This is a genomic window from Aestuariibacter sp. A3R04 (genome assembly GCF_018860805.1).
GTDB lineage: Bacteria > Pseudomonadota > Gammaproteobacteria > Enterobacterales > Alteromonadaceae > Alteromonas.
In genome coordinates this window covers 69081-90377 of sequence record NZ_JAHKQR010000018.1, presented here as the reverse complement: position 1 = coordinate 90377, position 21297 = coordinate 69081, and the positions used below count along the sequence as shown (strand labels likewise).

17 protein-coding genes and 1 tRNA gene are annotated in these 21297 nt (G+C 45.7%); 9 read left to right on the top strand and 9 right to left on the bottom strand.

The window, feature by feature from the left end; all coding sequences use genetic code 11:
• The first annotated feature begins 215 nt into the window (after positions 1–215).
• The 6 genes from KO518_RS19620 (at position 216) to KO518_RS19595 (ending at position 7419) form a co-directional block, all read left to right on the top strand.
• On the top strand, positions 216–482 hold the full coding sequence (locus KO518_RS19620) for a DUF4212 domain-containing protein (RefSeq protein ID WP_216027554.1): 267 nt from the start codon (positions 216–218) through the stop codon (positions 480–482).
• A gap of 3 nt (positions 483–485) precedes the next feature.
• Positions 486–2210, top strand: a complete 1725-nt coding sequence (locus KO518_RS19615) for a sodium:solute symporter family protein (RefSeq protein ID WP_216027553.1) — start codon at positions 486–488, stop codon at positions 2208–2210.
• Between the two features lie 130 nt (positions 2211–2340).
• Positions 2341–4173: a putative nucleotidyltransferase substrate binding domain-containing protein gene (locus KO518_RS19610; protein ID WP_216027552.1), complete on the top strand. Its 1833-nt coding sequence runs from the start codon at positions 2341–2343 to the stop codon at positions 4171–4173.
• A gap of 1 nt (position 4174) precedes the next feature.
• Positions 4175–4849 (top strand): 3'-5' exonuclease, encoded by a 675-nt coding sequence (locus KO518_RS19605; protein WP_216027551.1) that lies wholly within the window; start codon positions 4175–4177, stop codon positions 4847–4849.
• Positions 4850–4933: 84 nt separating this feature from the next.
• Positions 4934–5020, top strand: a tRNA-Leu gene (locus tag KO518_RS19600).
• A gap of 359 nt (positions 5021–5379) precedes the next feature.
• Positions 5380–7419 (top strand): EAL domain-containing protein, encoded by a 2040-nt coding sequence (locus KO518_RS19595; protein ID WP_216027550.1) that lies wholly within the window; start codon positions 5380–5382, stop codon positions 7417–7419.
• 35 nt (positions 7420–7454) lie between these two features.
• Here the strand turns inward: KO518_RS19595 and KO518_RS19590 are convergent, their stop codons facing one another.
• The 3 genes from KO518_RS19590 to KO518_RS19580 form a co-directional block, all read right to left on the bottom strand.
• Positions 7455–7796 (bottom strand): Hpt domain-containing protein, encoded by a 342-nt coding sequence (locus KO518_RS19590; protein WP_216027549.1) that lies wholly within the window; start codon positions 7794–7796, stop codon positions 7455–7457.
• A gap of 9 nt (positions 7797–7805) precedes the next feature.
• A complete protein-coding gene (locus tag KO518_RS19585; RefSeq protein ID WP_216027548.1) occupies positions 7806–8759 on the bottom strand; it encodes a diguanylate cyclase in 954 nt (317 codons plus the stop codon).
• 116 nt (positions 8760–8875) lie between these two features.
• The gene (locus KO518_RS19580; protein WP_216027547.1) at positions 8876–9301 is read right to left on the bottom strand and encodes an MAPEG family protein; all 426 of its coding nucleotides are present in this window, start codon (positions 9299–9301) and stop codon (positions 8876–8878) included.
• A gap of 269 nt (positions 9302–9570) precedes the next feature.
• Between KO518_RS19580 and KO518_RS19575 the strand changes: the two genes are divergently transcribed.
• Positions 9571–10155 carry a LysE family translocator gene (locus KO518_RS19575; RefSeq protein WP_256444474.1) on the top strand — a complete coding sequence of 195 codons (585 nt, stop codon included), beginning with the start codon at positions 9571–9573 and terminating at the stop codon, positions 10153–10155.
• An 11-nt stretch (positions 10156–10166) separates the two neighbouring features.
• On the opposite strand, the gene KO518_RS19570 is transcribed toward KO518_RS19575, so the two are convergent.
• The gene (locus KO518_RS19570) at positions 10167–10934 is read right to left on the bottom strand and encodes a ParA family protein (protein WP_216027546.1); all 768 of its coding nucleotides are present in this window, start codon (positions 10932–10934) and stop codon (positions 10167–10169) included.
• A 187-nt stretch (positions 10935–11121) separates the two neighbouring features.
• Here KO518_RS19570 and KO518_RS19565 point away from each other — a divergent pair, with 187 nt between their 5' ends.
• Complete coding sequence (locus KO518_RS19565; protein WP_216027545.1) at positions 11122–12291, top strand: tetratricopeptide repeat protein; 1170 nt, start codon at positions 11122–11124, stop codon at positions 12289–12291.
• A 58-nt stretch (positions 12292–12349) separates the two neighbouring features.
• Here KO518_RS19565 and KO518_RS19560 read toward each other — a convergent pair whose 3' ends face one another.
• The 5 genes from KO518_RS19560 to KO518_RS19540 form a co-directional block, all read right to left on the bottom strand.
• Complete coding sequence (locus KO518_RS19560; RefSeq protein ID WP_216027544.1) at positions 12350–13189, bottom strand: isopenicillin N synthase family oxygenase; 840 nt, start codon at positions 13187–13189, stop codon at positions 12350–12352.
• Between the two features lie 184 nt (positions 13190–13373).
• Positions 13374–14585 (bottom strand): NupC/NupG family nucleoside CNT transporter, encoded by a 1212-nt coding sequence (locus KO518_RS19555; protein WP_216027543.1) that lies wholly within the window; start codon positions 14583–14585, stop codon positions 13374–13376.
• Positions 14586–14604: 19 nt separating this feature from the next.
• Positions 14605–15228, bottom strand: coding sequence for a uridine kinase (gene udk / locus KO518_RS19550; RefSeq protein ID WP_216027542.1), 624 nt, complete (start codon positions 15226–15228; stop codon positions 14605–14607).
• A gap of 182 nt (positions 15229–15410) precedes the next feature.
• A complete protein-coding gene (locus tag KO518_RS19545) occupies positions 15411–16373 on the bottom strand; it encodes a hypothetical protein (protein ID WP_252736346.1) in 963 nt (320 codons plus the stop codon).
• Positions 16357–17091 carry a PhnD/SsuA/transferrin family substrate-binding protein gene (locus tag KO518_RS19540; protein WP_252736345.1) on the bottom strand — a complete coding sequence of 245 codons (735 nt, stop codon included), beginning with the start codon at positions 17089–17091 and terminating at the stop codon, positions 16357–16359. Before KO518_RS19540 ends, KO518_RS19545 begins: the two co-directional genes overlap by 17 nt.
• A 925-nt stretch (positions 17092–18016) precedes the next feature.
• On the opposite strand from KO518_RS19540, the gene KO518_RS19535 reads away from it, so the two are divergent.
• Positions 18017–21184, top strand: coding sequence for a TonB-dependent receptor (locus KO518_RS19535; protein WP_216027541.1), 3168 nt, complete (start codon positions 18017–18019; stop codon positions 21182–21184).
• Positions 21185–21297: the final 113 nt, after the last annotated feature.

The following is a 21297-nucleotide window of genomic DNA, read 5'->3' as shown; positions in this document are numbered from 1 at the left end:
TTATATCTGCTTGATTATTTCTTGACCTACGACCATGGTCTCATTTCTCGATTGCCTTACCCCGTCTAGAGTAGAGGAAAAATAAGTCTCGGCAGGTTTTTGCGCGTTTTTCATCAATAAACGAATGCATCGTTTTAATGAAAAAAACGGTAAAAAAACAGTCGTTATACAAATGTAAAAAAAACATCTGCTTAACCTGATAAGAGGACGGAAAGATGGCATTTAAAAATGAAGACGACAAAAAGGCATACTGGAAGGAAAACCTTTCCCTCCTCGCCAAATTGTTGGTGGTCTGGTTTATTGTTTCGTTTGGAGCTGGCATTTTATTTGTCGACGCACTTAACACGATTCAATTCTTTGGTTTTAAGTTGGGTTTCTGGTTTGCACAGCAAGGCTCAATTTACGTGTTTGTTGCGCTGATTTTTGTCTACATGGCGAAAATGAATGCACTGGACAAAAAATACGGTGTAGACGAGGAGTAAGCCATGGACGTTCAATTATTAACCTTTATCATTGTTGGTGCTTCTTTCGCATTATACATTGGCATAGCAATTTGGGCCCGCGCTGGTTCAACCAACGATTTCTACGTAGCCGGCGGTGGCGTTCCGCCTATTATGAACGGCATGGCAACGGCTGCTGACTGGATGTCGGCTGCGTCATTCATTTCTATGGCGGGTTTGATCTCTTTTATGGGATATGACGGCGCCGTTTACCTCATGGGTTGGACCGGAGGTTATGTTTTACTAGCCTTATGCCTTGCCCCATACCTGAGAAAATTTGGTAAATTCACTGTACCGGATTTCATCGGTGACCGCTACTATTCACAAACGGCGCGAACGGTTGCCGTGTTTTGTGCCATCTTTGTTTGCTTTACCTATGTTGCCGGGCAGATGCGCGGTGTAGGTGTTGTATTCAGTCGTTTTCTTGAAGTTGATATTGTAACCGGTGTGGTTATTGGTATGGCCATTGTGTTCTTTTATACCGTTTTAGGCGGTATGAAGGGGATTACTTACACTCAGGTGGCGCAGTATTGTGTACTGATTTTCGCTTATCTTGTTCCCGTTGTGTTTATCTCTATGATGGTGACCGGGCACATATTGCCGCAAACGGCCTTCGGTGCAACATTGGCCGACGGTTCAGGTGTATACATGCTTGAAAAGCTGGATAACCTCTCCGTTGAGCTTGGATTTAATGAATATACCAATGGCTCGAAGAGTACAATTGACGTCTTCTTTATCACCTTTGCCCTAATGGTCGGAACCGCTGGTTTACCCCATGTTATCGTGCGCTTCTTCACTGTACCGAAAGTACGTGATGCCCGTAAGTCTGCAGGCTGGGCGTTGTTGTTTATCGCCATTTTATATACGACGGCACCAGCACTGGCGTCATTTGGCCGCGTGAACATGATAGAAACCATCAATGGGCCGGATATGGCCGGAACTGAAATTTCCCAACGTCCGGAATGGATTAAGAATTGGGAGAAAACCGGTCTTATTACCATTAAAGACAAAAACAATGACGGTAAAATGTTCTATGCGGCGGGTAGTATTGATGACCCTAACAGCAGAAATGAAGTCAATGTCGACCGCGATATCATGGTGTTGGCGAACCCAGAAATTGCTAATTTACCAGGGTGGGTTATCGCATTAGTTGCTGCCGGCGGTGTTGCTGCAGCCCTGTCAACTTCAGCGGGGTTATTGTTGGTAATCTCCACGTCGGTGTCTCACGATTTGCTGAAGCGAAACTTTGCACCCAACATTACCGATAAAGCTGAGTTGTTTTACGCACGGTTGGCGGCCGGTGTTGCTATTGTCATTGCCGGATACTTTGGCATTAACCCGCCTGGTTTCGTGGCTCAGGTGGTTGCCTTTGCCTTTGGCTTGGCGGCATCGAGCTTCTTCCCAGCAATTATTATGGGGATCTTTAGTAAACGGATGAACGGAACCGGCGCTGTATCAGGCATGATTGCCGGTATAGCATTCACCGCTGCCTACATTATTTACTTCAAGTTTGTCAATCCAGCGGCTAACACGCCTGACAACTGGTGGTTTGGTATTTCACCTGAAGGTATTGGTACGTTGGGCATGGTTGTAAACTTCCTGGTTGCTTTTGCCGTTTTCAAAATGACAGGTGAAGCACCAGAAGAGATTCAGCAAATGGTTGAAGATATTCGCTATCCCAAAGGGTCAGGTGAGGCGTCAGCGCACTAACATCGCCTGATAACAATACCTGAAATAGAGGCTTATCCCAGCGATGAGCCTCTTGTCGTTTGCAGGTCGAAGAAGGAATTGACTACACTCTTTTTGTCCCGGTAACGAAAAGGTTGTGAAGGGGGTTACCATGAGCGTACTACCACAGCAGGTGACGGATTTTCTCAAAACGTCGGCACCATTTGACCAGTTAAGTGACGCCGATATGAGTGACTTAGCTAAGTACGCCTCACTGATATATCTCACTGAGGAAAACCAAGACACTTTGCTAGAGGAAAATGCCGGCAGGCTTTTTCTTATTCAAAACGGGCAGTTTTCCGTCAGGGATTCAGAAGAGGGAGAACGTCATCTCAGTGAAGGTGACTATTTTGGCTATCATCAGTTGATCGACAATATCTCTTATCCACTGACGGTAAAAGTGGATAAACCCGGACTGGTGTTTTGCTTTACTGCAGAGGCATTTAAGCGGGCTATGGATCTTCCGGCGGTTAACGATTTTTTTCACGGTTCCCGTGCAGATGCGTTACAAAATCAGGCTGTGAATGATTCAAATTCAATGTGGTTGTATAAAGCCCTCAATGACGTTATTGCCGGTACGCCGGTTCAGGCATCTCAGAATGTAACCATTCGCGATGCCGCGAACGTTATGGCACAAAACAAGGTATCTTCGCTCTTGATAACCCGGAACGATAAACTGGTAGGGATTGTCACCGACAGAGATTTGCGCAACCGGGTCGTCGCGAAGGCAACAGATATCACTTTGCCAGTGCACACCATCATGACCCGTACACCTGCCATGTTGCATCAGTATCGCACCATGTTTGATGCCATGGCATTGATGACAGAGCGAAATATACATCATTTACCGGTAGTGGATCGCAATAGCAGAAAACCCCTTGGTATGATCACGACGTCTGACGTGGTCAGACATCAACGTGGAAACGTACTCTTCATCATTGGCGAGTTGGCCAAAGCAGATAATTTGTATGAGTTGACGCGCTTGTCTTGGCAGATGCCCCATTACTTTGCCACTCACGCCAAACGATTAGGCGATTTTGATATTGCCGGGAAAGTGCTTTCCCAGGCAACGGACATCATGACCAGAAAGCTCATATATTTTTATCAGCGCGAACACGGTCCGGCACCGATAAAATTCAGTTGGGTTGTCTATGGTTCTCAAGCGAGAGAAGATCAAACCATGGGGTCGGATCAGGATAACGGTTTGTTGCTGGAAACCATGCCTGACCATGCTGAGGGCCAGTATTTTGAAGCCTTGTCAGCCTATGTGTGCAACGGTTTGGCAAAGTGTGGCATTAAGTTGTGCGATGGTAATATTATGGCGTCTAACCCCGCATTGCGCCTGTCGTTAAAGCAAGCAGAAGGAGAAGCAAAGGAATGGGTAAGACAGCCCACTCCCGCTGCCATAATGCACTTTAACATATTCCTCGATGCGCGCTGTGCTGCTGGCGATACTGATTTATTTCACTGTCTGCAGCGTTTGCGCGCTCCTGTATTGAAGCAGAAGATCTTTCTCGCCGCACTTGCCAGGCACAACAACGATGTGTCTGTGCCCTTGTCCATGTTTCAGAAGTTTGTATACGAGAAAGGCTATGAGCATAAAGATACGATTGACTTAAAGGTCAAAGCGGTAGCAGTTATCAACAATTTAGCCCGCATATATGCCTTGGCGAGTGGGCTGACTGTTCCTGCCACACTATCCCGTCTGGCCGCTTTACCAGCGGGGGCAGGGTTATCAACCAAAGATGCACAGAATCTTCGCGATATTTGGTTGTTTTTGAACCGATTGCGCTGGCGTCACCAATTGACAAACAAGGTTACCGATAATCGCGTTCGCGTTTCCGATTTATCATCTATCGAAAAGCACCAATTGAAAGCGGCTTTTAAGGCCATTGAGCGGGCGCAGCAGGGGGCCGTGATGCATTTTTCCGGTGGGATGAGTTAACGTGCTTGCCGTGTTAAGACAGTGTTTGGGGCTATTCAACAGAATACCGGCTGACAAAGCGGAGCGCCTGATACATGAGGCGCCTCTGTTAGCGATAGATCTAGAGCTAACCTCACTGGACAGCGCAAAAGCGAAAGTAACGTCAGTGGGCTGGGTGGAAGGGCTGGGAAATACCATTAATCTGGATAGTTGCTTTTATTCTGTGGTTAGAGCCTCAGGTGATTTCGCGCAGAGCCCGGTTATCCACGGCCTCATCCAGGAGCACATTGCCGGAGGAAAACACGTGCGTGATGTATTAAAACGCTTAAAAACGTACGCCGACACACATATTTGGGTGTTCCACAATGCAAACCTCGATTTATCCATATTGCAGCGGGTGTTTGCTGATACGGGTATTCACTGCCCGCCAGTGATGTTCATTGATACACTGAAGCTTGCGGTCTATCAATTAAAAAAGTACCACCAAATTCTACCGCCCAATAGCGCTACCTTGTCGGTATGTCGGCAACGTTTGGGGTTACCGGCTGCACCGGCACATAACGCCTTGGATGATGCCATGGCTACGTTACAGCTATGGATTGCACAAAATCACGCTCTTAATGGCAGCAAGGCGATTAGATTTGGCGATTTGTTACACACTCGCGCAGTTGATTATAGAAAAATGGAAAAAAAGTGATGCAGGGAATTGACAAAACCAACGATAACCCGTAAATTGCGCTCCCACAACAAGGCAGGGTACCGACCCGAATTGTTCTTGTTAGCCCAGGTGGTGAAATTGGTAGACACGCTAGCTTCAGGTGCTAGTGACCTAACGGTCGTGGCGGTTCAAGTCCGCCCCTGGGCACCATTTAAAAATAACTCTCAATATCACTCTTCTCAAATACTATTAATTCCTATTATTAAGCAGTGTCAAATACTGTTGCTGGCATAGTTTGCAATCAATGTTATCTTGAACCGTCTTTGGTATTGCGGTTTGGTTTTGCGCGACATCAACTTTTTGCCTGTGCTTAAATTCTGCTGAAAAGGCTGTATCCCACGGGATAGCTGGCGTTGCCTAGACAAAAGTCTACTGCGAATGATAGGGGACAATAAGCAGTTATAAAGGTTTATACCTATTTGTATGGACGGAGCGATACAATCGTCGATAGTAGCCAATATTCTATTGGTTTAACCAATGTATTACGAACCAGGACATGCAAAAAAATCATGCCGCCGGCCTTACTATTAAGCAGATTGTCGTTACACATATACAAACACGTGTTTCTCGCGGTGGCTTTGTGCTCATTGGCTTTGATGATGTTTTCTCATTCCTCTTTTAACAAAAACGAATTGAACGTGTTGAGAGCGTATTCGGGCATAGATGTCACAGGTTATAGAAAAGAAAGTTTGTTTGAGTTCGATGAGCGTCAGGGCGTTATTTTGGACTGCGCTATCAGTAGTATTCGCGCCAATAATTTATGTGGGTTGCAGTTTGACCTAAGAAGTCAAGAAGGCACAGACATCTTTGTTCATTTGGATAATCTGGCCTATATAAGTGTGAACGCTGGGGTGGAAACAGTTGGTGTCGAGGTAAATCTGCCGTTAAAGCTAACCTTTCGCTCCTTGCGCAATGATCTGGATTACAACGAAGAAGATTTAAGCACAACCCGTTTTCAATCCGTGAGGTTTTCACCAGGGGGGCCTCAACGGCTTTCTCTTGATCGGGTAATCACCGATCAGTGGTGGGTAAGACAGTTTGACGTACCATTTGCAGCCGCTGGTACTGATCTCTCTTCAGTTTCCCATGTTTCGGTGAATTTTGCAGGTAATGTGATCAGTACCCCAGGTACCTATATTTTGCATATTCACGAATTGTCATTCGTGAGCTTTCTCATTTCACCGTCGTTTGTGCACACATTACTTTCCTTTAGCTGGCCAGTGCTGATCCTCTGTTTTTTGATTCACTATCTGTGGGTAAAGAACCGGGAGTTGGCCAGGTGGCGGACGTTAGCTGACTATGATGCTGAATTCGACATGTTAAACCTTCGTGGGTTTAAGCGGCGCTACCCCGATCCTCTGAAACAGCCCTTAACCCTAGTCAATATTCGGATAAGAAACTTTGCCGCTTTGCAGCGAGAATTCTCCAGAGAAACGGTACTGGAACTAATTCACTCAACCTTTAAACCTTTTTCTCAAGGGGAAAAGCACGGACCGATACTGGTTAAAAAGCAAGACGAAAATTTACTAATGGTGATGGACGATTGCAACGAAGCCTTTTTCGCCAGGTTGGTTTCGGCGTCACAGCGGGGGGTAGATTTCTCATCTCTGGGGCATTTACGGTTGGATGTAAAGCTGGGAATTGCCAGAGGGATGCCCGGAATGAATATTGATGAGGTGTTGTCCCAAAGCACCATCGCCATCGATGCAATTTTAGATTCAGAACCCAGCTATACAGTCTACGAGCCCGCATTAAAAAAAGAGTATCGCCAAGCGCGCTATATCGAACAGGAACTGCGCATAGCATTGGAAAGAAATGCCTTCAACATTGTGTTTATGCCCGTATATGATGTTGTGTCTAAACGGATAAGTGGCGCGGAAGTATTACTCAGAAGCAGCCACCTGCCGCTGGCTGGCTTCTCTCCCGAAGTGTACATTACAGTAGCTGAAAAGGTCGGGCTGATCCGCGAAATTGATTTTTGGGTGATGGAACAGGCGGTTTTGGCCCTCAAGTCCATACCTGAAAGAGACTTCACTCTGTCGGTTAATATTTCCAGCAAAGAATTAATGGACACGCGCTTCGCAGATGAACTCAAACGACTCATTGAAAAATACCATGTGGATGCGAGTAACCTTTGTTTGGAAATCACGGAAACCTTCTTCGTCGACGTAAACACGATGTGCTTTGAATCTATTCAGGCGTTGAAACAATTGGGAATTCGTCTGTCTCTGGACGATTTTGGAACTGGCCATGCTTCACTTCAGCATTTGCTCAATATGCCAGTGAACGAATTGAAGATAGATCGCAGTTTTGTGTGGACGTTAAATGACAAGAAAAGCGCCGTGATTGTTGATGCGATCATTTCAATAGCCAATATCTGTAAGTATGACGTAGTGGCTGAAGGGGTAGAAACCGAAGAGCAAATGCAGAAAATGACAGGGTTGGGATGCAGATATTTTCAGGGTTATCTCATTGCGAAGCCTGCGCCTTTGGCAGCACTTCTCAAAACTTGCCAGATAATCAACAAAAAAGTGCGCACGTTGAAGTAAAGTCCGTCGCTCACGTTTCGCTACTTTTTGGAAAACTAGCGGTAGTGGAGCGCTAATTCACCCATCAAAAGACTAATTTCATGTTCTACGGCGTGAATGTCCTTATCTGAAATGCTATCCGGTGTCATTTTCACAATGGTTTCGACGCGGGCCAATTCAACGCGAAGGGCTTCGGCACCGATTTCTCCGGCGGAACCTTTCAGTGTGTGCAGCGCAAATCGCAAAGAGTCAGTATCCATATCCCGGTAGTTTTGCAATGTTCTTCTTATATCTTCAACTTGCTCCGAAAACAGGATCACGAGCTTGTCGTACAAGTTTTCATTGTTCATAAGACGCTTGAGCGCCGATTTTTTGTCAAGTGTTAACGTTGTATTCATAGTGTCGTTTTACAATCCTGGAGACTCGATGACGCCCGCTTCGCTGATGTATGCGTAGGTGTTGCGGCCGTTCTCTTTGGCCTTGTACAAACATTGATCTGCTTTCAATACGACTTCATCAATATTACCGATCCCATCGTGGGAAAATGTGGCTGCGCCAGCACTTACGGTTACCATGCCGGTGGGAGAACGATTGTGCTTTAACTGCAGGCGATCGACGGTGACAAGTATCCGTTCACACACGGTTTTAGCTCCGGCTTCATTAGTGTCAGGAAGAATAATCATAAACTCTTCACCACCTATTCTTATCAGCCTGTCCATGGGTCGCAATAAGGATTCCTTCAGTGCTTTGGCCAATTTCCACAAACAGGTATCGCCTTCTATATGACCGTACTCATCGTTAAATTGCTTGAAAAAATCGATATCAAAGATGGCAATGGACAAAGGGGTTGCGTCTCTGTTCGCATCTCTGACGATATCTGGCAGACGTTCCTCAAGATAATGGCGATTGAAGCAGCCAGTGAGTCTGTCAGTATAAATGAGTTGTTCGAGCAAATCGGTTTTGAGTTTGTGGGCGAGGTGAGATTTAACCCGATTGATTAAGGTGGTAGCGTTGACTGGCTTTTGCACAAAATCCACGCCGCCAGCATTCCAGCATTTTTCCTGCTCTTCGTCAGAAACTGACCCGGTTACAAACACCACGGGTATTTGTTGGGTTTTGGGGTTAAGGCTTAACAGCGCGCAAGCTTCGTGCCCGTCCATTTCTGGCATAAATACATCCATCAGAATCAGATCGGGTGGTATGTGAGCACAGTAATCGAGTGCTTCCCTGGCATTGCTCGCCTGAACACAAGTTACGATATCCTGTAACAATGTGGCAATCACGAGACGACTCGATGTCTGATCGTCCACAATCAGTACCGTGCAATCCTTAATCGATCGACGGGCCGGGCGATGATGCAAAACTAACCCCTTAGTTGTGAATAAATGGCGTCCATCACTTGGTTACACTAAACCTATGAAGGAAAGATGTACATTAACCCATCGTATAAAGTGTTAAACACAAAACCCGGTAGAGGTTAAAAAGAAACGGTAAAGTGATACGCTAATACAGCAAATAACGCAAGGTTTGCCACCAATCCGATTAAATAGAAGTAGCTCCTGGGACTGGGATTTTTTTCCGTGGCGATAAAGTAGTACAGCAGCATGTGCACAACCCTGGCTATGGCGTAAACCCATATAATAGCTGATAGCGTAAATTCTGACACCCCGGCAAATATGGCGATTAACGCAGGACCTGCGAAAATAAGTAAATTTTCCAATGAATTATGGAATGTTCGGTGGCTGCGGAATACGAAGGAATCATGGCTAAGGTTATCGCATAACTTTCCAGGAACTGCACCAGGTGCTTTTGCGTGTGCGATCGCTGCCGCTATACTCTGAATCATTACAGTAAAAAAAATTACCGACAATCCCATCAAAGACCATAGATATGTGTTTGCCATTGCGCCCCCGCCTGTCATTGTGTTTGCTAGTCTTTTTTCTCATTTTATGCTAAATCAGATCACTTAAAGAGCAAGGGCTGTAACTGAAGTGAATAACCCAGGTGGTGGTTTTTTCCTTATCGTGTTACACGGCTCGTGCTTAGCTCGTGCTTAGCTCGTGCATAGTCGCTTGCTGTGTCACGTCCTTTTTGAAGTATTTATAGGAGGCCATCCTCATCGTTTCATTTGATACGCTTCTCGCCTTTCTAATCGCCGCTTATGCACTTAGCTTGTCCCCCGGTCCTTCTAACCTGTATATACTCGCATGCACTATGGGGAGTGGCCCGCGGGGAGGAATAGCGGCGGCGACTGGTATGGCGTTAGGCAGTATTATTTACGCGATACTTACAGCCGCGGGTATCGGTGCGTTAATTGTAGTGTCGCCGACATTGTTTGTGGGCATTAAGGTGGGCGGAGCGTGCTACCTACTTTATTTGGGCGCAACTACGTTGCACAAAGCGCATAAACCTCAGATGAAAGACTCAATTGTGAAAGCCAGGAGCAAAATTTTCAGACAAAGTCTTATTGTTGAACTGACAAACCCTAAAACCATTTTGTTTTTTCTCGCCTTCTTACCGCAGTTTGCTGAGGTCGAGGGCGGAGGTGTGCCGGTTCAGCTATTAGTGCTTGGACTAATATACGCGCTAGTGGCCCTGAGCAGTGACCTGTTGGTTGTATCGCTGTACGCAAAAATAAAAATGCTTATTGAGCGCCGTCCACAGTTTGCCATCTGGCAGGAGAGGGTTGCGGGCGCTATTCTCGTTCTTCTTGGGCTGGTCATTTTCACTCAAATTTTTTATCACCCTACTGCATAGCGAGGCCGTATTTACCTTGACTCCAGTTCATCCCACAGTGCGGCGATTTGCAAACTGACTTTATGAGTCGGGGTAAGAAAGGGCATGGGAGTGCGCTTCGAGTGTGATTCCTTCACTTTTACGGTACTGGTTATTTTACTTTCAAATACAGGCAGAGACTGACTTTTCAACTCGTCAATGAGTGCCGAAGGCAGTTTCGCCTGAGGGTTGAACTGATTGATCACTATACCTTCAAAGGCGAGGTTGGGGTTGTGATCGGCTCGCAGTTCCAGAACATTGTTCAACAATCGCCCAATTGCCTGCACAGAAAAGTCATCGCAATCAAAAGGTACAATGAAGCTGTCGGCAGCAATGAGAGCGGCTTTCGAGTAAAAGTTGAAGTTGGGCGGGGTGTCGATATAAACCCGATCAAAATGTCCTTCCAACGCAGCCAGAGTTTCCTTTAACTTAAACATTTTATAGCGGGTTTCCAACTCCCGCTCCAATTCTGTCAATGTGGGGTGTGCGGGCAGTACTGAGAGTCCCTTGAAGGGGGTTTCGTGAATAAATGCAGTCGCAGGCTGGGGTTTACTGAACCATCCGACGATCTGTTTGAACATATCTGCGACTGTGAGGGCATTGTCTGTGTTGTCCACACCACAATAATAGGAACTGTTTCCTTGGGCGTCTAAATCGACCAGTAATGTACGCAGACCCCGACGAGCACTTTCCGCTGCAAGATTTACGCTTATTGTCGATTTCCCCACGCCCCCTTTTTGATTAAACACAACGCGCTTCATGTTTTTCCTTGGTGAGAGTTCGACACTTGATGTTTAAAATATGCACAGTTTTACATGCATTTGTAAAGGACAGAAGTTCATTTGTTTTTTCTTGCGGTGGAACGCTGAATAATACATGTGAATTAAATGTTAATGCCGGCGATGTGAGCTATAATTTGAATACGGACCAAGTTTGGAGGACACGCCGATGCTGGGACGTAATTTAAATTATAAATTACTTATTATATTGCCTGTATTGACCCTGTTTGGGTGTCAATCTACTGATTACACGGTGAGTGAAACCGAAAAGTTACTTAGTGATAAAACCTTTCCTGATTACAAACTTGTAACAATTGAGCAGCCTGATGAAATTTTTGAGCTAGACAGGGCTGCACGAGCCTTTGTCGACAGTACTCAGTTAAAGACAAAAACTGAGAATGAGAATCTCAAAAACCTGGTCAGGCAGATTTTTGATCACTCGGAACACGGATTGCGATACAAATCGGATGCTAATTCTGTGGCTTCTGAAACGTTTGCGAATCAGGCCGCCAACTGTTTGTCATTGACCATCATGACATATGCGATGGCTAAACACGCCGGTTTTGACGCCACGTTTTATGAAGTTGAAATTCCTGAGTATTGGACGCGTAGGGAAGGGGTTAATCTTCTCAATGGGCACATTAACCTGCGTATTTCATTGCAAAATAACAGCAAGAAAAACCAGATGTCAGATGATTACATTGATGTGGACTTTGATCCTCAGGCCATTCGGGATGATTTTCATCGCTACGCGGTGGGTAAAAACGAAGTTATTGCGATGTTCTATAATAACAAGGGGGCTGATGCCTTGTTGGCTGGAAATGATACGCTGGCCTATGCGTACTTCAAGGAAGCTGCGTCCTTTTATGACAAATTTGGTTCTACCTGGGTAAATCTGGGCGTACTGTACCGTCGTATGGGGCAGTTCGAGCTGGCTCAGGCGAGTTATGAAAATGCCATTGCCCTTGATGAAGATAACTATACTGCGTGGGAAAACCTGTCGTTACTCTTTCGCTTGCAAGGTAAGGAGGAGGCGGCTGAAGATATTCGACGCAAAGTTATAGCCAGGCGGGAAGCGAATCCGTTTTACCATTTTATACTGGGAGAAGAAGCGCTGGATTATGGTAAACCTGATGAAGCCATCGTTCATTTTAACCGGGCAAGGCGGTTAGATAGAAACAGACACGAAATTCTCTTCGGGTTGGGTAAAGCACACCTGGAATTGGGGGATATCGCAAAGGCGAAAAAGTTCATAGAGTTAGCAGCTAAGCATGCTATTGACACACAGGACGAGTATCGTTATTTGAGTAAAGTTTCAACGCTGCAAAGCGCCCTTTAGATTCTCGCGCATTCCCATGTGCCGTGATTTGATCACAGCGCATGGGTTTACATTGGGACTAAATCACCCCGAGTTCTTTTAATCGCTCTTGCAGGTAACTGTGGGCAGTGTGCTTGTCTGACAACACCACATCTGGACGAGGGTGCAAAAACAGGGGTAAGGAAATCCGCGATTTGGTCATGTCTGCACCATCCGGGTTGACTACACGGTGGGTCGTAGATGGGAAATAGTGACCCGACGCTTCTTGCAGCATATCACCTATATTGACGATTAGATTGCCAAAATCACACGGCACGTCAAGCCAACTGCCATCTTTGGCTTTTACCTGTAAGCCAGGTTCGTTCGCGGCTGGCAATATCGTAATAAGGTTAATGTCTTCGTGAGCCGCTGCCCTGATTGCGTCGACGTCCTCATTGCCTTTTAACGGTGGGTAATGCAAGATGCGCAGCAGCGTTTGGTCGCTGTTCTCTATCATGTCAGACAAAGGTTGGCTGTAATGCTGGCTAACTTCCTTAGGGGAGTGAATTTCAATCCAACCAAGTAATTCCCTGGCGAGAGTGTTAGCTCGGTCATAATAGTCTTGCAACTGTGGTCGTAGATCGTCCGGACACTGACCCCAAGGGTAAAAGTGAAAATACTCCTTGATGTCTTTCTTGGTAAAGCCCTTCGCGACTTCAGAAACACTTTGGGGGAAAAAACCGTCCTGGGTTCCCTTGTTGTAGTGGAATGCCTCTTTATTTTTACTGTCAAAAAAAGCTTGCCAGGCGTCGTAGATCGCTGTGACCTTGTCCTGGCTGATGGGATGATTTTTAAGTACGCCGAAGCCAGTTTCGCGCAGTGAGGCGACAAATTCTTCTTGGGCAGAAGGAGATTGGTAGTCTACAGCTTTTAGTTGCATAACATTATCCTGTTTAATCGATATACAGATTATAGAAAATCTGTCTTGCCGGTAAAAGGTTCGAGACGTAATATGCCTTAATTACCCTTGTTTTTGTGGTCAATAATATTTACAAAGCTGACCATTCAGTCTGGTTTTGAAGGGCAAAAAAGTGAGTGTTACTCACTTTTTTGCCAATGAGTGGTTAGGCCATCGTAAGATAAAATCCAGCCAGTGAGGCGCTCATCAGGTTTGACAAGGTCGCAGCAAAGACGGCTTTTAAACCTAAACGGGCTATTTCTTTTCTGCGCGTAGGGGCCATAGCCCCAATTCCCCCCATGAGAATGGCAATGGATGAGAAGTTGGCGAATCCACATAATGCGAACGTGATAATTGCTTGCGATACTTCAGAGAGCTCGCTCTGGTGTTTTAAAAAGTCGAGATACGCTACAAATTCATTAACGACGAATTTTTGTCCGATAAAGCTTCCCGCTAACTGAGCTTCATCCCAGGGCACGCCGATGGCCCAGGCGAGGGGTTGCAACAAATAGCCAAGAATGCCTTGGAAGGTAACATCTTCAAAACCGAGTAGTGCAGCACTCCAGCCGATGAGCCCGTTCAGCATGGCGATAAGGGCAACAAAGGCCAGCAACATTGCGCCTACGTTGAGAGCCAGTTGTAAGCCTGAGGCGGCGCCGCTGGCTGCGGCATCAAACACATTGGCATAGCTGGTTTCCGATGCTTCAATTTCTTTCAAACCGTCTTTGGTCTTCTCGGTTTCTGGCAACATAATTTTGGCCATCAGCAGACCACCGGGTGCGGCCATGAAACTGGCCGCAAGGAGATATTTGAGCTCTACGCCCATTCCTGCATAACCTGCCATCACGGAGCCTGCGATCGAGGCCAGGCCTCCTACCATAACCGCGAAGAGTTCTGAGCGGGTCATGTGTGGAATAAAGGGTCTTACTACCAGCGGGGCCTCTGTTTGGCCGACGAAAATGTTGGCCGCAGCTGACATGCTTTCAGGTCTGCTGGTGCGAAGTACCTTTTGTAAAAAACCACCGATAATGTTGATTATCCAGCTCATAATTCCGAGGTAATAAAGCACGGCGATAAGGGAGGAAAAGAAGATAATGACAGGCAATACATTGAAGGCGAATATAAAACCAATAGATTTGTCGCCCACAGGACCAAACACAAAATTGATGCCGTCTTGGCTGTAGCCAATAATATTGCCGACAAATTCAGTCATGTTTAGCAGCAACTTTATACCGGGCTCAAAGTACAAAATAAATGCACCAATTAGTGCCTGAATTGCAAATGCTCCGCCCACCGTGCGCCAATTGATTTGGCTGCGATGCGAAGACAACAGATAAGCGATGCCAAGCAGCAGCACTATGCCCAGTAAACTCACCATGATGAGGCTCCTTTAATTATTATTGTAATGCCTGTTGAATGTGTGACTTAATGACATCCAATGCAATTTGGTTCTTACCACCCTGGGTTACCACGACATCCGCAGTAAACCGGCTGGGTTCAATGAACTGATGGTACATAGGTTTTACCGTGGATTCGTATTGTTTGGCAATGGAATCCAAAGTACGCCCACGTTCTTTGACGTCGCGCATCATCCGTCGCATCAGACAAATATCCAAAGGCGTGTCAATGAAAATTTTAACGTCGTAATGGGGCAGTAGCTCGGGCCTGGCAAGTAGCATTATGCCTTCAAGAATGATTACCGGGGCCGGGTTTAACCGTTCAGTATCCGGTAGTCTGGTGTGTGTCTTAAAGCAGTAATGGGGGTAGTCAATAGGCTCGCCGTTTCGCAGCGCTTGCAAATGGGCTTTGAGTAACTCGTGCTCAAATGCATTGGGATGATCGTAGTTGTTCTTTTCTCTTGCCTCCATGGGGAGGTGATCCTGGGCGCGATAGTAATGATCCTCCCGCAATATCTGAACGGGCCTACCTTGAGCACTGAATGCTTTTAACAAATTTTCGGTAAAAAGTGACTTTCCAGAGCCTGAAGCTCCGGAGATTGCAATGATTAATGGCGACTGCATAACTTTCGAGGGCTGTTTTTCCTCTTGCAAAGATACGCATTTGACTTGTGTGAATCAATGTATAATTCTCGATAATTAGTGAAGGTTTACCGTTTCGGCTTGGTTTTTGTCCATTTTTAAGGGGGTTAGCCAATACAAGCGAAACATAAAGTCCGTATCAACACCGTCTTATTTCTGTGCAACTACTTCCCGATAATTGTTAAATCTTCTTCTGAGAGGGGGGGCAGGGCGTAGGAATGCTGCTTGGACCGCGAACCTTCACCTTGCGCTCGCGGAGGATAGTACTTTTCTTTGTCCTGGGGATATGCCATGAAAGATTCGTCCAGGGCTGCGCGGATTTCACTTAACGTTTTGTCCAGGTTGGCATTGAAATCTGGGCGTTTGCGTTTGGTATGACCAAGCTCTATAAGCCGCAGGAAAACCCGGTTTGCAATGTTGATGAGTTCCTGAGGAGCGTCTTTATTTTGAGGCAGCGTAGCCTGGGGGTTGTCAATACAGTAGCGCACGAGAGCAATATAAAAACAGAATGGTTTGTTTTGCATTTGTACAAATTGGCTGGAAATGCCATTGCCTATAGATTTGGCGTTCATATCTATAACCAGTTTGGGTTTGGGTGGTGCAACCACGTCTTTGTTTCTGGCTCGCTTTCGCTTAGTGCCTGGTCTGCGCTGAAAAGCCACAGGGGCCAACAATAGAGCAAAGAGAATGGGAAGTGGGTGCAGGTGTAATGCAGTTGTCACAGGCGCCATTGCAACGGCTACCTTAATTTGCTGTTCTGCAGTTGACAACACAAGCACGGTTTCTGTTGTCCAACCGCGGTGAGTATCACTTTGAACGCGCACGTTCTGTATACTGCTTATGAACATAGGGTATTGCTGATCCTTCAAGTAGCCATTGATCTTGCCGAGGTATCGATAGACGGCACCATCATTAACTGGGGTATTTAATGCCTGATTCCCCACATCGAGATAAGCAGAATCCAGACTGATCCTACGTTCAATTTCATCCAATGCCCGGTGTTGATTAACAAACGTGGCTGCCATTTGCCCTATGGCGGTTACAGTCTGAAATAGGATAAAGAGACCCACTGCTACCACTGCTAATTTGAGCCACTGTGACAATGGCATCTCACTGAGTGACTGCATCAATACAAGGCTCCTCTATTTGTACTTGTTGATAGTACTTCTTGGTTTGATTGGCAGACATAGTTTGTATGGCAGATTGCACTGCACAGCGCAGATCTGTGTTTCGTGTTTGCATTTTTAAATACCAGCGCATGCCACTCACACTCTCTTCCAATGCAGTAATGTAGCTTCTCGATAATTTTTTTCCGTCGTTTTTGTCCCAATAGGAGGAAATGATGTCTACATCTCCAGCCAAGAGCGCCCTGCGCAGTTCTCCGTGTGAATTGTAATAATGCAGGTGGATATTATTGGTGTTTAAGCCCAGGGCTTTAAGGCGGGTTTTAGGGACAATATGACCAGAGCGACTGCTGGGGTAATCCAAAATACCAATGCGCTTACCGAGTAAATACTCTTTTGTCAGCTCGGGTTTTTCTTTCAAAGCGATAAAGTACGCACTGTAATCCGGGTGCATAGCCACTTCCTCGTACCCGTAAATTTCGTCGGCTCCGAATGCGGTAACTACATTGGCTTTAACCAGCGCTAAATTACTAACGCCATGGCTAATGTAGCGAAACGTGTCGTAATCATTTTCGCCTATTGTCACCCTTACATTGCCAAATTGTCTTTGAATGACGGGGTTGCTACACAAGGCAGACAAAGCCAGTTCCGCAAAAGATTGTTCAGTTAAATAGATGTCGAAAGTCTCAGGATTAGTCGAAAGTGCCGTTGAACAGGTCAATATTTGCCCTGTTTGTGGCGGAATCGGAGTTAATTTTACAAAATTTTGTGAAAAACCTGCGAACACACAACAAACAGCCATGAGCGTGGCTATGAGTACCCGATATTGTTTGAAAATCTTTAGGTAAACCAAGATGAATCGTGTTTCGCAGGGTTATTTAATGAATGAATTTCAACAGTTAACCTTATTTAATGCAATAGGTAAGTTTATTTTAAAGAGTTATGTATTTGATTTTTAATGTTTTTTAATTAAGGAGTTTGAATTCTATTAAACGATGGTTATCCGAGAAAATACAGAGTTGAATAGATTTGCTGACAGTGTGAAGCAATCGCAAGTGTTTTATGAATAACTTTTCCAGACCATTTGTTCCGGATTATAATAAAAAAATCAGCTTTCTCAGCGTGTTATATTATGTTTGGGAGACGAAACTGTCATAAAGCTGACATAAAACTCACGAAGAATTGCAGCGGCTCTCAGTTAAAATCGGATGACACAAGAATACTGGCGTGTTGTCCGTTTGCTGATTGTGACCAGAGGAAAAGCCACTTCTCCAAAGTGCACGGCTTTTCCTCGGTCAGAATCACAACCTGTGCAAACTGACCAAAAATATAATATAGGCAGGGGCACAAGCCAGGAATACGGCTAAGTACAACTGGCGACAGAATTAAACAGGCTACCAGCCAGGTAGCTTGTTCTTTTTGCCGGGGCGGGAGCAATACATAAATTTGAATTTCACCGTTGCAGATAAGCTCGCTTGTTTGCAATGGCAAAAGGCGTACACTGAACCATATATAATATGGTCAGAGTTGTCATAAGAGTGACACCTGTAAGAGGCACAATGACGCCAAGATCTTATCTCGTAACGTCAGACAACAATAATTCGCTGACGTTCAGATAAATTTTTAAAAACGATAGGGAAACACACATGTTTAACAAGTCTAAGCTAAGTCGCGTTGCGTTAGCTGTTGCTGTGTCTGTAGGGTTATCTACAGCAGCAATGGCTCAGGAAACGTCTTCTGCTATTAAAGGTAGTATTGTTGGTCCACAAGGGTCTCCAGCTGCTGGTACCACTGTGACAATTACCCACGTACCTACTGGTGCGGTTAAAGTAGTTACAGTCGGAAACAGTGGTCAGTTCAGCCTGCAGGGGCTGCGTGTAGGTGGTCCTTACACGGTGGCATTTGACTCCGACCGATTTGACGATAAAACCGTAAGCGATGTTTACCTGCAGTTAGGTGAGCCATTAGTGTTAAATTTGGCGCTGTCTGACGAATCAAGCATCGAGCGTATCCAGGTAACGGCTTCTCAAATTGGTGCTGATGTTTTCGGCCAGAAAAGTCCTGCTGCGACTTTTAACCTTGAAGATTTACAGTCAGCCCCTGCTGCTAACCGTGACTTAAAAGATATTGTTCGCGTTGACCCGCGTATCAGTATCTCAGAAAGTGACGGTGAAGAAGCCATTATCTGTGGTGGCGGTAACCCGCGTTTCAGTGCATTGACTGTTGACGGTGTGCGCATGAATGACAGTTTTGGTCTTAACCAGAACGGTTACCCTACTGTAAGAATGCCATTCTCTTTTGATGCTATCGATCAGGTAGCCGTTGAACTTGCTCCGTTTGACGTACAGTACGGTGGTTTTACAGCGTGTAACATTAACGCAGTAACCAAGTCTGGTACTAATGAAGTGCACGGCGGCGTTTTCTTCGATTACACCAGCGATTCTCTGATGGGTGATAAAATTGAAGACACTGATGTTGATACCGGTGACTTCACTGAAAAACGTTATGGCGTTAATGTCGGTTTCCCACTGATTAAAGACGAGCTTTTCTTCTTCGGTGCGTACGAGAAACTGGAAGGTGCACAAATCTTTTCTTACGGTCCTATGGGCAATCAGGTTTCACAAGCTGACCTTGACCGCATCAGACAAATTGCCAGTGATGTTTACAATTACGACATCGGTGAAATGCCTGGTTCAATGCCAGTAGAAGATGAAAAAGTGTTGGTTAAACTCGACTGGAACATCAACAGCGACCACCGTGCCTCATTGGTTTATAACTACAACGATGGTTTCCGCATCGATCAGTCTGACGATTACTCTACTGCGTTGTCACTCGACAGTCACTTCTACGAAGTTGGCGCAAAGCTTAATTCAACTGTGGCATCCTTATATTCTGATTGGTCGAGCAGCTTCTCAACCGAAGTACGTTTAGGCCACATCAGTTTAACTAACCGCCAGAACTCTTTAGATGCTGACAGCGGTTTCGGTGAAATTCGCATTGATAACGTAAACGGCGCTGATGTTTATATCGGTCCCGATGACTCTCGTCAGTCTAACGAAATGGACTGGAACAGCACCACAGCGAAATTTGCAGGTACGTATTACTTAGACGACCACACTATTACGTTTGGTTATGAGTGGGAAACGCTAGAAGCCTATAACTTGTTTATGCAGCATACTATCGGTGAATACCGTTTCAACACTATTGATGACTTCGAAAACGGCTTGGCCGACGATATCTACTACAATAACTCTGCCGGTACGCACAATCCTCAGGATGCCGCTCAGCGTTTCACTTATGACACGCACACCCTGTATGTTCAGGACGAGTGGGTTATTGACGACTTGACGTTGTTGTTCGGTTTGCGCTATGACAAGTACGTGAGTGATGATAAGCCTAAACTGAATGAAGTATTTGAAGATCGTTATGGTTATGCCAACACCTCAACCTTCGACGGCATTGACTTGTTGCAACCACGTGTAGGCTTTAACTACATTATTAACGACAGCATGGAACTTCGTGGTGGCGTAGGTCTGTACTCAGGCGGTAACCCGAACGTTTGGTTGTCAAACTCCTTCTCTAACGACGGTATTACTAACATTGATACCTATCGTCGTGACTTCTACCTGTTCGACGAAAATGGCGTGAACGTGCCTATCGCAAACGGCGGGCGTTTAATATACGACCCAGTTCAGGAGATGTACGACGAAGTTTCTGCAGCGAATCCTTCTTTGGGTAACGAGCCATCAACCAACGCTGTGCACCCTGATTTTGAAATTCCAAGCGAGTGGAAATTCAACTTAGGCTTTACCTGGGTAACAGAAGACGACTACGTGTTCCAGGCTGACATCTTGCACAATCGCAAGCAGGACAGCGCACAAATCATCAACGTAGGTTGGGATACTGAAAACGTAACTTATACTGCTGACGGTCGTCCTATTTACAACTACATCCAGGTTGGTACTGACGATGACGGCGATGCTGTTGTACGTAACTTCCTGAAGAGTGACCTGGTGCTGACAAATGCCAAAGAAGACGGTAAGTCCACGACTATCTCCTTCGCGGTACAGAAAAACTACGACTTCGGCCTTGATGCAAGCTTTGGTTATGCTTACAACAAATCTGAAGACGTAACGCCTATGGCAAGTTCTGTAGCTTACTCGAACTTCACAAACTTTGCGTCTTCAGACCCATTGAACCCAGGTGTTGCTACTTCAAACTACGAAGTTCCGCATCGTTTCACCTTTAACCTGCGTTACTCCACTGAGTTTGTAGATGGTTACAAAACCAGCTTCTCATTGTTCGGTTCGCGTCAAAAAGGTCGTCCGTTCTCTTATACCTTTGACGGTATCACAATTGGTGAAGCGCAATTTAACACTGACAATGCCTTGCTTTACATCCCTGAGGAAAACGATGCTATCGTAACCTATGCTGAAGGTTTCGACCTCGCTGCATTCAACGAATTCATCGACCGTGAAGGGTTAACTCGTGGCGAAATCAACGGCCGTAACTCTCAAAATGCTGAGTGGTATAGCCGCGTAGATTTCCGTCTTGATCAGGAATTGCCTGGCTTTATGGAAGGTCACAGAGCGAGTGCATACTTCATTCTTAAGAACGTAGGTAACTTCTTGAATGATGACTGGGGCGTACGTCGCATTGGTCCGTTTGTATCTGCACCAGTGCTGGATGCGTCGCTGAACAGCGATGGCACCTACACCTACAACGAGTTCTTTGAAGGAAACACTAACCAGAATGGTTACTTCAACGAACAGTCGTTGTGGCAGATCCGAATTGGCGTGAAGTACGACTTCTAATTGCCATTGGTTCTTCAAATAAAAAAACCGCCGTATCACACGGCGGTTTTTTTTCGACTGTTAAAAAACTGCCGTTTGGGATAGGGTGTAGAAAAACAAAAACTAAACACACA

Excerpts from the sequence above, each read along its gene's own strand:
- KO518_RS19560 (WP_216027544.1), bottom strand. The coding sequence starts at position 13,189 with ATGCAACTAAAAGCTGTAGACTACCAATCTCCTTCTGCCCAAGAAGAA.
- udk (WP_216027542.1), bottom strand. The coding sequence starts at position 15,228 with ATGCAGTCGCCATTAATCATTGCAATCTCCGGAGCTTCAGGCTCTGGA.
- KO518_RS19580 (WP_216027547.1), bottom strand. The coding sequence starts at position 9,301 with ATGGCAAACACATATCTATGGTCTTTGATGGGATTGTCGGTAATTTTT.
- KO518_RS19535 (WP_216027541.1), top strand. The coding sequence starts at position 18,017 with ATGTTTAACAAGTCTAAGCTAAGTCGCGTTGCGTTAGCTGTTGCTGTG.
- KO518_RS19570 (WP_216027546.1), bottom strand. The coding sequence starts at position 10,934 with ATGAAGCGCGTTGTGTTTAATCAAAAAGGGGGCGTGGGGAAATCGACA.
- KO518_RS19565 (WP_216027545.1), top strand. The coding sequence starts at position 11,122 with ATGCTGGGACGTAATTTAAATTATAAATTACTTATTATATTGCCTGTA.
- KO518_RS19615 (WP_216027553.1), top strand. The coding sequence starts at position 486 with ATGGACGTTCAATTATTAACCTTTATCATTGTTGGTGCTTCTTTCGCA.
- KO518_RS19595 (WP_216027550.1), top strand. The coding sequence starts at position 5,380 with ATGCCGCCGGCCTTACTATTAAGCAGATTGTCGTTACACATATACAAA.
- KO518_RS19555 (WP_216027543.1), bottom strand. The coding sequence starts at position 14,585 with ATGGTGAGTTTACTGGGCATAGTGCTGCTGCTTGGCATCGCTTATCTG.
- KO518_RS19620 (WP_216027554.1), top strand. The coding sequence starts at position 216 with ATGGCATTTAAAAATGAAGACGACAAAAAGGCATACTGGAAGGAAAAC.
- KO518_RS19545 (WP_252736346.1), bottom strand. The coding sequence starts at position 16,373 with ATGCAGTCACTCAGTGAGATGCCATTGTCACAGTGGCTCAAATTAGCA.
- KO518_RS19590 (WP_216027549.1), bottom strand. The coding sequence starts at position 7,796 with ATGAATACAACGTTAACACTTGACAAAAAATCGGCGCTCAAGCGTCTT.
- KO518_RS19610 (WP_216027552.1), top strand. The coding sequence starts at position 2,341 with ATGAGCGTACTACCACAGCAGGTGACGGATTTTCTCAAAACGTCGGCA.